Raw genomic sequence first — 13,283 nt, 5'->3', positions numbered from 1 at the left:
CGGATGTTCTGCCGTATTCGCGGTTACCTATCCACTCTACGCAAACAGGGGCATAACGTTCTGGATGCCCTCATGGGATTGTTCTCTGGAAACCCTATAACTCTCCTACCCCAGCCTGAGTAGTTACGATAGCTAAAGAATTACTGGAACGATTCCGAGGCACCGGATACTGGCAAGTCTAGATACAACGACACCCGTCCCATCAGTTGAGGAATGTAGAGATAGAAGTACCCGTCGCGCAGCCGTATGGCATCGACAGTGCAAACGCCACAATGTATTTCTGGCGGTGGATTTGCAACTGATTGCACGAACGCATCCGACGCCCCAGCCCAGGGTAGATGTCCAGCCGGAGCCTGCAAGGAGTAGGTCAGCTCCGACTCATTCAACCAGTCACTGCTAATGAAGTCAACCTCAGCGCGAGGAGCCGCAAGTTTCCAGCCGATGCGATCGCGAAAGGCATTGACAGCCGCGTCACGATTGTTAGGGTGATCGGCCAGTGCTTGCTGCCAAAGGCGCAACTGAACACTGAAACCAAATCGTCCGTTGCTGGCCGTTAGCCACATCTGGTCAATGGCATGAATCAACTCTGGATGAAAGAATACTGGATCAAATGCCAGTGGATCATATGGCGGCAGTCGGGTTGTCCCTGGGGAAATCAACAGCCGAGTTACTCTATCAGCAGCAGCCCAGTCCTCAGCTTGGAGTCGGTCTTGTAACAGCGTCAACTGCTCGTCAATAGCGCTGTCAAGATCATCAGCATTCGCAGTCTGGCAGTTGCCCACCGCTGAGCGTACATATTCGTCAGGACTCAAGTAGTGAACAGTCTGAATCTCCTGAGGTCGCCCGCTAGTGGGACGCAGACTGACGTAGAGTCCATGCACGGAAACGGGTGTTCCGTAAAGGAAATCGGCATTGTTGGGCTGACCACGAAACACTTCTTCAAAGGGCACTTGAGAATAGTCAGCATCGGGAGCCAGCTGTTCATAATCACTCAAAGCAGAAGCATTGAGCAAGGTTTGAACGCGATCCGTTTGATCTTGCCACCGTACCGTTAGGGCCAAGGTTGTTCTAATCGGGTTTTGAGAAATTTCCTCGCTCTCTGGCAGACTGCCTGCCAATCGGTAGGTCAAACTCCCTCCCTGACTCAGAAAAGCTGTCGTTTCACAGGCGACACGGTAAGGTTCCGTCTGGGCATTTGTGGGTGGCATCGTCGTTGTGACTAGGGCTACCGTCAAGACACAGCTTAACGGTTTCAGGGTGAGCATCTTAGACATGAGCAATTACCTCTAAATCAGCACATAACTTACTAAAACTAGCAAAAGGTGGCGATTGCTTTTTACCATCTCAATCCTTAGTCACTCTGCTGATAGGCTTGTATCACCAGGGCTTCTAAGATCTCATAGGCAAGGCGATCGGGATTAAAGCTTGACCATAGGGTTGAGCCATGCAAGAAAGCCATTGCAGAACAGAATCGAAGTATTGCAACTCAGCAGCGATGGCAAACCTGGGGGTTATGGTTTGCCGTGGGGTTGGCGATCGCGCTCCTGATCTGGTGGTTACGATAATCGCTGTAAAATCTTGACTGATGCACTATGGGGGCGCTCTGCCTCAACCATATCAATGGTTAACGGCGCTAAGGAATCAACAATTCTGCTAGGGTAGTGACGGCGAGGCTAATCCTTGTAACCGCGCATAGTGTTCGAGATAAAATTCCTGAGACTTTGCGGTTGAACATTACAGATGATTTCACGTTGATTGCTCAAGGTTTATACAATCAGCGAAAACGCCTTTACCAACGGTGGAGCATTACCTGCATTGAAGAACGGGCGAGGAGCACAGAAATAACAGAGTGCCATTTTTTTATTTTACTTTGTAGTAGAGCATCACAACTCCGTTTTCATAAATCTTGCTATTGGTCAGTTCTAAGGCAGCTTGCTGAATCACTCCAGAAAATAGTGGTATACCCGAACCCATTAAAAATGGATTGATCTTTAGGATTAGCTGATCAACTAGGCTATTCTCGAAAAGTGTAGCAGCTAAATTCGCCCCACCACAGAGCCAGATACCTTTGCCAGTCTGATTTTTGAGAGTTTCAACCAATTCAACAGCGTTTTCTGAAACAAGTTGAACTCTCTCGTCCGAACTGTCTCGTATAGTGCGTGAAAAGAGATACTGTTTCATATGTGAATAAGGGCTTGTCACACCCTCTTTCAAACCTATCTCATAGGTTTTCCTTCCCATGAGAACAATATCAAACACCTTGTTCTCTGAGTGAACTCCCATTACATCACGCAGGTGGGATGGAACAGTCTCAGGAAAAGAGGAAAATAAATCGGCAAAATATTCGCTGTCTTGGGAAAAGCCATCGTGTGAGCCATCAGCATGAGCAATAAACCCATCAACACTGCAAGCCACATAATACGTGAGTTCTCGCATATTGTCCCCCTTTGCATAATTCAGAGATTGCCATTGTTAGAATCTCTGATCGATAACTTTTCCGCTCAACTTCACCGATAGCTTAAGCAACCTAACGGTGAAGTTGAGCGGCTTTTTTGATTTTAGCCGATGTTTCTGATTCCGCTCCAACGAAGGGTTCGGGGACACCTTTGGGGCGGGGGTGCTGCGATCGCAAAGCGCTGACTGGTCAGTTCGCAACTTTCCACCCCAGCAATATTAGAATCTAGAGCTAAATTCGTGGTGGCTTGAGTCAAAAACCCCCAACGACGAATCGGTTCCGCGATCGCAACACGATTCACTTTCAGATAGGTCAGAATGATTTGACAATTGGAGCGATCGCCACAGGCTCAGGTGAGTTAATCAAACGCCCATCCTCCATGTAGATAATCCGATCGGCAGTATCTAAAATTCGGTTATCGTGCGTCACCATCAAGATAGTGCAACCCTGTTCTTTAGCAAGTCTTTGCATAATTTCTACTACATCTCGTCCTGATTTTTTGTCCAATGCGGCTGTGGGTTCATCCGCTAAGACAATTTTGGGATGACTCACCAGAGCGCGGGCGATTGCCACCCGCTGCTTTTGTCCGCCCGACAAATCTTCAGGATAGTATTGCGTTCGCTCCCCCAGCCCAACCAGGGAGAGCATTTCTAGGGCGCGATCACGGCGTTCTGAGCGGGAATGAGTGCCGTGAACTTCCAGACCCATCATTACGTTTTCTTGAGCGGTGAGGCTGCTGTGCAGATTGTGCGCCTGAAAGATATAGCCACAGGATCGCCGCGCCTCGACTGCAACCGTTTTAGCTGCGCCAACCAGTTCGGTACCGAGCATGCAAAGACTGCCAGACTGAGGCGATCGCAAGCCACCCATGAGTGAGAGCAGCGTCGTCTTGCCAGAACCAGAGGGACCTGTGAGGATAACAATTTCCCCAGATGCGATCGCAAGATTAATTCCAAATAGCACTTGTTTTCGCAGGTCACCTTTGCCAAAAAAGTAATCCAGCTGCTCAACTTGAATCACATCAGCAGTGGCAATTGCGCTCTCGGTTGCAATTGAAGAACCAGAATTCATCTCGGCTTGGCTCCTAGAAATTATCGGCAGGATCAGCAGATTGCAGCCGACGCGTAGCAATCACGCCAGAGATGCTGCACATCACGATCGTCAGAAAAAAGACAAACGAGAGGCGTGCAAACGTCATGGCAATCGGCAACGCAGCAGCGTTACGAAGCAGCGCATATTGCCCCAGTGCAAGGGCTAAACCGGGAATAAACCCGAGCGTTGCCAGAATGATTGCTTCTTCTAACACAATCACCAGCAGATAGCGATCGCGGTAGCCCATCGCCTTGAACGTTGCGTATTCGCTCATATGCTCGTTCACATCGGTCGAGAGAATCTGAAACACAATCACTGTACCGACGACAAACGCCATCACCGTGCCGAAGGTAAAGACAATCCCGATCGGCGTGGCTTGCTGCCAGTACGCTTGCTCTAAATCGACATACGCCTGTTTGGTGGAGGCGATCGAATCGGGCGGCAAAATTTCCTGAATCTGATTCAACACCTGCTCTGCATCGGCTCCGGGTTCGAGCTTGATCAAACCCAGCGTGATCTGTCCGGGACTGCGATCGGGGAAAAAGCGCAAAAAGTTCTCTTGACTGGTAACCAGCGTGCCATCGGTGGCAAACGAAGCGCCTAGCGAAAATAATCCTGCGACTTCGATTGTGCGTCGATCGATTTCCGTTTCGACCGCTTGCCCTGCGGTAACTTGAGCGACGACATCTTTATACTCGCCGCGACTGAGGCGATCGAACAAAAAGGTATCGGGCTGCCTGAGTTTGTCGAGATTCTGGTTGACTTCCTCAAAGGTCAAGGCGGGGCGATCGAGACTTTGACCCACTAAGGTTAACTGCGTTCGGCGGCGCGTCTGTGGATTTTTCCAAACCACCCTCGAAACATATAGCGGTTCGGCAGATTGCACTCCGGGTATATCTTTAATCTGAAACAAACGACGGCGGGGCAGGGTATCGGCCAAATTTAAGTCGCGATATTGAGCGCTGCGGATGATGATATCCGCATCCAGGCCGCGATTGAGTAGCGTGTTGCTGTCAAACAGTGCCGCTTGAATGCCCAATTGGGCAAACATCAACAGGTCGGCAAAGCCAATTCCGGCGATCGCCACGATTAGCCGCCCCTTGTTTTTCTTCAGTTGCAGCCAGCCTAAGGGGGTGCGATCTCGCATCGTCTGTCCAAAGCCCTTCAACAAGCGAGACAGTGATGAGGATGGCGTGCCCGGCAGTTTAGGTGAAATCAGCGTCATAGTTGAATTTCTCCTGTCACCTGCAAGTTGGTCAGTCCGGCCACCTTCTGAACCGAGGCGGGATCAAGCTCGACACGCACCTCGACAATGCGAGCGTCAATGTTGGCAGAGGTATCGGAGTTGACGACGTTTTGACGCTTCACCTGCACCCCGATCTCGACCACTTTGCCGGTCAGTGCATCGGGAAAACTATCGGCAAATAGCTTCACGGTCTGTCCTAGCTCCACCTTACCGATTTCGGTTTCATAAACTTCAAGCAGGGCGATCATTTGCTGCGTTTGCCCCAGTTCGATAATCCCCTCATCGGCAATTAACTCGCCCGGACGGGTATGAATCTCCAGCACCATGCCCGCTTGAGGAGCGCGAACCGTTGCCAGATCAAGCTGTGCCTGGGCCTGCTGCACGGCTGCGATCGCCTGCTCAACCTGTGCTTGCGCCGCTGCCACATCGACCGGACGCACTTCGGCAATCCGCTCAAGCGTGGCAACCGCAGCGGCTAATTCTGGTGATCGAGTCGTTTGAATCCGCTGCAATACTACCTGTGCTTCTTCCAAGCTGAGCTGAGCAGTCGTCAGCGTCAAGGTTTCACTGTCTCGCAGCGAAGCCGAAACCGCCCCTTGCTGATATAGCTGTTGATAGCGCTGTGCCTCGACTTGAGCATTTTGTAGTTCGGCCTGGAGGCGAGCAACCGTTGCCGCCTGTGCCTGAATGTCGCCTTGCCGCTGTGCTTCCAGTCGCGCAATTTCTGCTCGCTGGGCATTCACCTCACCTTGTTTTGCACCTGCCTGAACAATTGCCAGATTTGATCGGGCTACGCTCACCTGCTTTTGGGCTTCGACTAGAGAGGCTTGCAGGCGATCGCGGCTGTCTAAAATGGCAATCACCTGTCCGGCTTGGACGGCCTCGCCCTGCTTGACCAAAAGCTGCTCAACGCGATTGACACCGCCGCCAGAATTGGGGGCAGATAGCTGAATCACCTGTCCGCCCGGTTCCAGGTAGCCCAGTGCAGTGACGGTCTTAACAACTGGAGGCGCTTCGGGTTGAGCAGGTTGGGTGGAAGTGATTTGCGATCGCCACACCATGTAAGCTCCACCACCGCCAAGCAGCAGGATTGCGCCGATCGCGACAAGTGACCTGGAAGCCAATCTTCCGCCGATCGCTCCGACCTGATGACTCTGTATCATGTCAGACCAGTAACTCCTAATTGAATTGCGGGGTAAAGGGATTAAACTGCTCCAGCGATCGCAGATACGCGACTGGGCACTTCAATCCTTCAGTCTTTTCGGTCGCCATAACAGATTTGCAGAATTTAAACAAACGTTTGAAGCACTCGATCTAAATCAGATACTACCAATCCCACTTCAAAGCTCAAAAAGTATTCAAGCAATAGATTGTAGAGCATGAGTTAAAATATTGCAGACTGGGTAGATTCAAACGCTTGTTTAATATTAAAACGTACGTTTGAAAAAATCGCAAGAAATTGCTGGCTCAGGATCGAAGCTCGCCTGTCAGCGGATAAATTAAGCTAACAGGCAATCGACTACTATTAATAAACTTGTACTGATATAGAAATCTGTGGCTGCCTCAACAATTGATACTAAAGAGCAAATCATCACGGTTGCTGAGCGGCTATTTGCTGAGCGCGGCTTTGCTGGCACAACTTTACGCCATGTTGTGAGCGAAGCGGGAGTTAACTTGGCGGCAGTTAATTATCATTTTGGCTCGAAGGAAGAGTTATTCCGTGCAGTCGTGGTAAGGTTTGCCCATCCGGTGGTAAAGCGCGAGTTGCTCCTGTTGGCTGAGCTTAAAGCAGGTTCAGAGCTACCGTCGGTTGAAACCATCCTGACGGCGATTTTGCAACCTTCTCTGGAGATTTTGTCTCAGGATTCAGGGACTCGATTGGTTCGAGCTAAATTTATGGGGCGTTGTCGTACCGAGCCGGAACCGATTCAGAGTATTGTGAGCAATGAGTTTGCAGCGGTAACTGAAGCATTTTTGGATGTATTGCAGCGAGTTCTACCTGAGCAATCGCGATCGCAACTCAGTTGGAAATTTGATCTCGTGATTGCCGCGTTAATTCGGGTGCTGACTGAAGCGGGACAACCCCACGGATTACTCAAAAGCAATAGCGCTGAAGATATTCAAGAAACAACTCAACAACTTGTTCGGTTTCTAAGTCCAGGAATGCGATCGTAGGTCAAGAAAATTAACCAAGAATTATGTTTCAACTGCTTTTGCAGCAGATTGCCAACAGCTAGTCACGTATTACCTATGTCGGTATCGACTGAGCTGACCAAAAACATGATCTTTGCCCGTTCAACCCAGCCACCCAACAATTTGAATACTCGGTAATCGCCTTTCACCCCAGACTGTCGGGCGTTCGGTAACTCAACTAAAGGCGCAAAGGGAGATCGCTTCCATCTCTTTCAAAATCGCCCGACTTCGCCGCTTCGGTTCACGGCGTGGTTATGCGTCTGTTGTGGCGTTGGTCTCATTCCCCAATCGACGATGATCGCAGCCACAACGATTTCAACAAGAGCGAGTGGAAGAGCAACCCCAAGTATTTTGGGCGTTGCAAGATTCATATTGAGCAGGCCAAGCCACAAGATGACGAACACTGCCATCCAGAAAAGGCCCCCCGCCAACATCGCGTTTCGTCTTCCGTATCCAAATCTCTCCAAGAATAACCAAACAAATAATGTAGCAGTGAGGACCAGAATGGTATCCCACAAACCCCAAATTGCAAAAACGCCCACATTCATGGGCGCGACGTTTTCAACGCTGGAGAGGGCGGTGCGCATCATGGGCATCACAAATACGAAATATCGAAACACTTCGGAGACATTGATCCAAATGGTGTTCACCACAAGTGTTGTGACAAACGCTTTAGTCGGAAACGCACTTTTGATGTTGCTGTCGTTCATACAGGCATTGGATTCTGACGCATAACTATTATTTAGAGGGGAAGTTTCCACCTAAGATCCCGTATTGGGATCTTAGGTGGAAATAATTCAGCCTAAGATCCTTTCTGGGGCAAATAGGTGGAATTACGTCCGCCTAAGATCCTTATATAGGTAAATAGGAGGAATGGTTCAATATAATCATTCCTCCTATTCTATGCCCAATCTGTTTAGAGTTTATTCATCAGCGCTTGCCAGACTACCTACCCATGCAAGCCGAGCCTCGTCCTAAGAAACTACTAGACCAGGTTCGAGACGCGCTATTCGCTTAAAGCATTATTCCTACCGCACAGAGCAAACCTACGTGCCATGGATTTGCCGCTAGCCCATCAATTCATAACCGTAGGTATCTGCTTGAATGCCCCCGCTAGTCCTTAATGAGTTAATTTGAGATTAACAAGTCTCTTTTTTAGACTAATCAAGAGATTTTAAACCTTACTTTGAGACAATGTATTTGCATCCATTAAGCCAAATCGCTAATCTCAAATTTAGGCTTAACAGACCCACTCATCAACGCAGCGCCTCTGATGCTGGCATAGCCCGTTGCCTACTGCCTCCGATCCTGGCCAACTGTCTTAGCAATAGACACCAAAGTATTGACATGAGGCTCAATATGAGTAGAGTGTGTCTAGCTATAAACCAGAGATTGGTCGCCCATGTCCGACTTAGCCAATGTTTTTGACGGTATAACCACCGCCATCCATACTATCGAGCCTCAACTTTCCCCCGAGACCGATCCCCAGAACTTGATGACGGTCGAATCCGTCCAAAAGGTACTTAACCGTTCCCGCGCATCGGTCTATCGCTATGCCAATACCGATGCGCTGATCCTCAATCCTCCCTTTGACCATACGCGGCTGAATCCAGAGTCCAGGCAGCACAAAGAAGATCCCCTCATGTTCCACCCCAATGAGGTGGCTCGTTTTGCCCAAGACGTCCTCGGCATCAAGCAAGTCACCATCGAAATCAGCCAATCTCCAGAGACCCTCACCCATCAACTGCTACGACAGGTGCTTGAGGAACTCAAAATTATTCGGGAACTGATCGAAAAATCCCCTGAACCTTAGACATGTCAACCCAGGGATCAGTAGCGCCCAATTTCGCCCAATGACAATAGGTGTCCGTAAAAAACATCAATCTTTCATACACGTTAATCCGCCCAGTCCAGATCCGCAAAGCAGTGTTAACCTTAAGGCAAGTCGTCACTGTCAGGTAAGTGTCAATTTCTGGCCTCTGCTTACATGAATTTAGCGTCCATAAACTGATGTTTAGCCAAGCGGATGTTGTCACTCAATAATCCACAAAAATCAATTCTCCATGACTAGACCCCCGTAGGATTGATTTTCAATATTCAATTTTTTCCTTGGTTTCAATGCCCTACCTGCATAGAAACCCATTGTTTTTCATTCATTTTTTGTACATTCTCCAGCATGGAATCTGCCAGTCAGTTAGAGTCTAATTCCGAAACTCCTCACAGTACCTTTGCAGAAATTTTGGGCATGCTTATTGCCCTAGCAACATTGACCCTTCCCATGTTTACGGTTGCCTATTTCTCTTCACCCACCATAGACAACCTGAGCGGTTTACCCTACTCAGCCATACAAACTAACGAATAAGATCTGGCTGCTCCATAGGTGCTGACTCCCTTTTCTCCTAAAATGCTATCGGGATAGACGATTTAAACCTCGTCCAAGTTGAAACCTGTGGTTTCTCCTAGGGCAGAACTCTAGTTCTGGGCCTCGATAAGGTTTATTCAGATTTATCCCATTTATTCATAAGTAGTTGGAGAAATTTCGTGGATTTATCTCGTATTCCTGCTCAGCCCAAACCTGGGTTGATCAACGTCCTGATCGAAATCGCAGGCGGTAGCAAGAATAAATATGAGTTTGATAAGGACATCAATGCCTTTGCCCTAGATCGTGTCCTTTTTTCATCGGTGCAGTATCCCTATGATTATGGCTTTGTGCCCAACACCCTAGCTGATGATGGTGATCCCCTGGACGGCATGGTGTTAATGGATGAGCCCACCTTTCCAGGTTGTGTGATTGCTGCTAGACCCATTGGTATGCTCGAAATGATCGACGGTGGCGATCGTGATGAGAAAATTTTATGCGTTCCTGACAAAGATCCCCGCTATGTCGGTATTAAAACCCTCGATGACGTTGCACCCCATCGACTAGATGAAATTTCAGAATTCTTTAAAAGCTATAAAAATTTAGAGAACAAGGTAACTGAAATTCTAGGTTGGAAAGGATTAGACGCGGTTCAACCCCTAGTTGAGCAGTGTATCGCTGCCGCCAAGTAGTCCGGTTGGTGATAAATACTCACTGAATAGAGGACTATAAGCATCACAGAGACACATCATGCGTATAAAATGTGTCTCTGTGGTGCCTATTATTTATATTGGTTAGTCGTGTTGGGAACGACCAAACATCTATGAGTACGCATACAACTTGGGAATACATGCTGTGAGTGTATCTGCCTACATGTCAGGCAAAGAAGTCACCATGCAGCATCAGTCGGCCCTCTCCATAAAATTCTGGGGTGTGCGAGGTTCGGTGCCAACGCCCGGTGCCGACACAGCGTTTTATGGTGGCAATACGTGCTGCATCGAAATTCTGGCTGATCAGCAGCGGTTTATTTTCGATGGAGGCACCGGGCTCAGGGTTTTGGGTGACAGCCTTTGCCAAACACCTAAACCCGTAGAGGGCCATTTATTCTTCACCCATACCCAATGGGATCGAATTCAAGGTTTTCCCTTCTTTTTACCGGCCTTTGCCTCCGGCAACGAGTTTCACATTTATGGCGGTACGGCTGCTAATGGGGCCTCCATCAAACAGTGTTTGATGACTCAAATGCTCAAACCAGGGTTTGCCATTCCACTGCAGTCCATGCAGGCAGCTCTCACATTCCATGACATCACCCCCGGTGGCACCCTTCGTATTGGCAATATTACCATTGACACCATTGGCCTCAATGGCCAAACCAATGCCCTGGGCTACCGACTTAATTACCAAGGAAAATCAGTGGTCTATGCCACCGATACTGACCACGAGCACATTGACGAAAACCTACTTTTTCTAGCCCATCAGGCTGATTTGTTGATCTACGACGGCATGTACGTAGATATGTGTGATCAAATTAATCTTTATCCCTCACCCCAGCCATGGCAGGCTGCAATTCAACTGGCTCAAACCGCACAGGTTAAGCAGCTTGCCATGGTTCACTACGGTCCTCGTCAAAACGACACCCTATTAAATGCCTTGGCCCATCAGCTCCAAGCCAGTGGCCCTGAAGTATTGTTGGCCCATGAGGGGATGGTCATTGAGTTTTGAGTCTGAGCCGAGCTAAAGCGGATTACGGGAAAAATTACTGCCACGGCTAGGACGTCGACTATTGTCGTCTCCTTTGGGTTTGGCTTTGTTAACCCGTAGTTCACGGCCCAGCCATTCAGCCCCATCTAGTTCGGCAATGGCCAGATCTTCTTCCTCATCCTTCACCATATTGATAAAGGCAAAGCCACGGCGCTTGCCAGTTTCGCGATCTATGGGCAGGGTAATGCGGGCAACTTCGCCATACTCGACAAACACGTCCCTAATGTCGTCTTCCGTGGCTTGGAATGACAAATTTCCAATGTAGATAGTCACAACTGCTCTCCGTTGATGGGTCCAGTTACGCTCAAGGGTTTGAGCGTAGCTATTCGGGTGATATCATACCGCACCGCTTTTGGCCTAGGGGGCCGAGTCAACGTTTAATTCATCTCTACATTATTGAGCAGCTGGGATGCTCCCCTGGGTGCAGGATGCTCCCCTGGGTCCAGGATGGCCCCAGACAATTACGAGATGCAAGCGGTCGAACCGATGCCCATGACACCGCCCTATTTAAAGCGGAGAAAGAATATCCTCAGGCTACGGAATACGACATCCGGATTACCCGTTTTAGTCTGCTAAACCCCGGTCTAACTCTGTCCATTAGATAGACCGGGGTTGTTTGCTGGCTGCTCTTTGACTTCCCCGGACATAGCTGATGATGACTAGAAGAAAGGACTATTTACCGCCAGCAATTCCAAATTCCAACATACGGACATTAATGTGAGCGCCAAGGTTGAAGGAGAGCCCCGCTGGGGCGAGGCTAGTGAGTGTTATGACGTGTCTCGGCTTGAGCGTCGTCGCCGCATAGCTTTCTTCGGTGGGGCAGGAGCCAACATGAACTCTAGCAAGGCATTCCAGCTATCAAAGTACAGATACTTGGTGAGCGCCAAGATATCTTGGAAAAAGCCTTGCCGAGTCCCTCGAATTTGTCGAATCGCTTGATAGCGTTCATCCGCTAAGCCGAGCACGGTGTGGAATAAGAACGCCAGCAGATTGAGCGTCAGCAGCAGGGTCGCTAAATGTTGCTTGCCATGGCCAAAGTTATGTTCTAGGTGGTACCCCTTGGTTTTCAACACATTGTGGTTTTCATTTTCTGTTTTCCATCGGCAGCGGCCTGCGGTGGCCACTTCAATCACCCGCTGCCCATTCAAGGGATGATGGGTAATCCAGCTGTTAAGATAGAGGCGCTGCCCGTCGCTTTTACGGATGACGGTGAGTTCACACCAGTTGACCGACAAGCTGGGGTCTTCTGCTCGTAAGGGCACGTCATTGAGATAGCGATAGTGCCAAATTTCATCGGTCTTGCCGTTTGACACCGTCCGCTTCACTGTCTTTAGTTTGCCATTGGCGTCATTGAAGGCAATCCAGTCATAGAGCGTCGGATGCGATTCGGGCAAGCACACGAAAATGTAGTTGAATCCATTGCTGATAGCGTCTTCGCACATCGGTTGACGACTGAAAAGGTCATCGCCGAGCAGCGTCACGCTGCGCGCCCTAGCCATGGGTTGATGAGCCCCCATCCAGCGTTTAGCCGCCGCTTGCTCACAGTCCTGCTTCGCATGCCCATCTTGAGGGGCGATAAACACCGGGGACAACGAAATCACGGCGGATTGAGCAGGGGTCACAATCACCGGCAGAATAGCTTTGTGACTGTACGTGACCTCCCCTTTCCGAGAAGTGCGGGTAGAGCAGCAGGGGCAGCTGATGCTTTGGGAACTGTAGTATTCCGTGCCGTCTAGGGCGACCAAGAGATTTGACCCTAAGACCTCGAAGCTTTTTAGGTATCCCTGGTGCTCCAAAGCCTGATAAATTCGATCAAATATCTCGAACAGGTTCGTTGCGGCGACTTGGTCGAGGATATTGCGAATCTGTTCGAGACTCGGTATTTGGGTGAGACCAAACAGACTTTCTGCATTGTTACGACCTTCTCTGCTGTCGAGATGACGTTGATAGTCTAAGAATGAGCTACTTTGCATGTAGAAAGCACCAAAGGCTCCCAACATGGCATCCCTCAGACTATAAATCCTGCTATTGCTTGGCTTTCTCGGGTCTGATAGGGTTCCTATACTTGATTGAAGGGTGCTCAGTAGACCGTCGAAACTGAGCGATAGTGCTGTCATCTGTAGGATGCCTTGAACCGTTGCTGACTATGCTGACTATACTGGCTGTTGCCCTAGATT

14 protein-coding genes are annotated in these 13,283 nt (G+C 49.3%); 6 read left to right on the top strand and 8 right to left on the bottom strand.

Features of this window, described 5'->3' with window-relative positions; all coding sequences use genetic code 11:
- Nucleotides 1-140 precede the first annotated feature (140 nt).
- The 5 genes from VB741_RS11090 to VB741_RS11070 form a co-directional block, all read right to left on the bottom strand.
- Nucleotides 141-1,274, bottom strand: coding sequence for a GUN4 domain-containing protein (locus VB741_RS11090; protein WP_323365239.1), 1,134 nt, complete (start codon nt 1,272-1,274; stop codon nt 141-143).
- Between the two features lie 586 nt (nt 1,275-1,860).
- On the bottom strand, nt 1,861-2,436 hold the full coding sequence (locus VB741_RS11085; protein ID WP_323365238.1) for a dihydrofolate reductase family protein: 576 nt from the start codon (nt 2,434-2,436) through the stop codon (nt 1,861-1,863).
- 331 nt (nt 2,437-2,767) lie between these two features.
- A complete protein-coding gene (locus VB741_RS11080; protein WP_323365237.1) occupies nt 2,768-3,526 on the bottom strand; it encodes a DevA family ABC transporter ATP-binding protein in 759 nt (252 codons plus the stop codon).
- Nucleotides 3,527-3,539: 13 nt separating this feature from the next.
- Entirely contained in the window at nt 3,540-4,772 is a 1,233-nt protein-coding gene (gene devC / locus VB741_RS11075) for an ABC transporter permease DevC (protein ID WP_323365236.1), read from the bottom strand.
- On the bottom strand, nt 4,769-5,956 hold the full coding sequence (locus VB741_RS11070; protein WP_323365235.1) for an efflux RND transporter periplasmic adaptor subunit: 1,188 nt from the start codon (nt 5,954-5,956) through the stop codon (nt 4,769-4,771). The genes devC and VB741_RS11070 overlap by 4 nt, the downstream gene beginning before the upstream one ends.
- A gap of 391 nt (nt 5,957-6,347) precedes the next feature.
- Between VB741_RS11070 and VB741_RS11065 the strand changes: the two genes are divergently transcribed.
- Nucleotides 6,348-6,968, top strand: coding sequence for a TetR/AcrR family transcriptional regulator (locus VB741_RS11065; protein ID WP_323365234.1), 621 nt, complete (start codon nt 6,348-6,350; stop codon nt 6,966-6,968).
- A gap of 230 nt (nt 6,969-7,198) precedes the next feature.
- Here VB741_RS11065 and VB741_RS11060 read toward each other — a convergent pair whose 3' ends face one another.
- Nucleotides 7,199-7,747, bottom strand: a complete 549-nt coding sequence (locus VB741_RS11060) for a hypothetical protein (protein ID WP_323365233.1) — start codon at nt 7,745-7,747, stop codon at nt 7,199-7,201.
- 641 nt (nt 7,748-8,388) lie between these two features.
- Between VB741_RS11060 and VB741_RS11055 the strand changes: the two genes are divergently transcribed.
- The 4 genes from VB741_RS11055 (at nt 8,389) to VB741_RS11040 (ending at nt 11,067) form a co-directional block, all read left to right on the top strand.
- Nucleotides 8,389-8,799: a resolvase gene (locus VB741_RS11055; protein WP_323365232.1), complete on the top strand. Its 411-nt coding sequence runs from the start codon at nt 8,389-8,391 to the stop codon at nt 8,797-8,799.
- Between the two features lie 363 nt (nt 8,800-9,162).
- Nucleotides 9,163-9,348: a hypothetical protein gene (locus tag VB741_RS11050; protein ID WP_323365231.1), complete on the top strand. Its 186-nt coding sequence runs from the start codon at nt 9,163-9,165 to the stop codon at nt 9,346-9,348.
- Nucleotides 9,349-9,527: 179 nt separating this feature from the next.
- Nucleotides 9,528-10,037, top strand: coding sequence for an inorganic diphosphatase (locus VB741_RS11045; protein WP_323365230.1), 510 nt, complete (start codon nt 9,528-9,530; stop codon nt 10,035-10,037).
- Nucleotides 10,038-10,200: 163 nt separating this feature from the next.
- Nucleotides 10,201-11,067: an MBL fold metallo-hydrolase gene (locus tag VB741_RS11040; RefSeq protein ID WP_323365229.1), complete on the top strand. Its 867-nt coding sequence runs from the start codon at nt 10,201-10,203 to the stop codon at nt 11,065-11,067.
- Between the two features lie 12 nt (nt 11,068-11,079).
- Here the strand turns inward: VB741_RS11040 and VB741_RS11035 are convergent, their stop codons facing one another.
- Complete coding sequence (locus VB741_RS11035) at nt 11,080-11,379, bottom strand: RNA recognition motif domain-containing protein (protein WP_323365228.1); 300 nt, start codon at nt 11,377-11,379, stop codon at nt 11,080-11,082.
- A 155-nt stretch (nt 11,380-11,534) separates the two neighbouring features.
- Here VB741_RS11035 and VB741_RS11030 point away from each other — a divergent pair, with 155 nt between their 5' ends.
- Nucleotides 11,535-11,711, top strand: a complete 177-nt coding sequence (locus tag VB741_RS11030) for a hypothetical protein (protein ID WP_323365227.1) — start codon at nt 11,535-11,537, stop codon at nt 11,709-11,711.
- A gap of 162 nt (nt 11,712-11,873) precedes the next feature.
- Here the strand turns inward: VB741_RS11030 and VB741_RS11025 are convergent, their stop codons facing one another.
- Entirely contained in the window at nt 11,874-13,223 is a 1,350-nt protein-coding gene (locus VB741_RS11025; protein WP_442786336.1) for an ISNCY family transposase, read from the bottom strand.
- Nucleotides 13,224-13,283 lie beyond the last annotated feature (60 nt).

The sequence above is a fragment of the Leptothoe sp. PORK10 BA2 genome (assembly GCF_034932105.1).
GTDB lineage: Bacteria > Cyanobacteriota > Cyanobacteriia > Phormidesmidales > Phormidesmidaceae > Leptothoe.
This window is presented reverse-complemented; position numbering and strand designations above follow the sequence as displayed.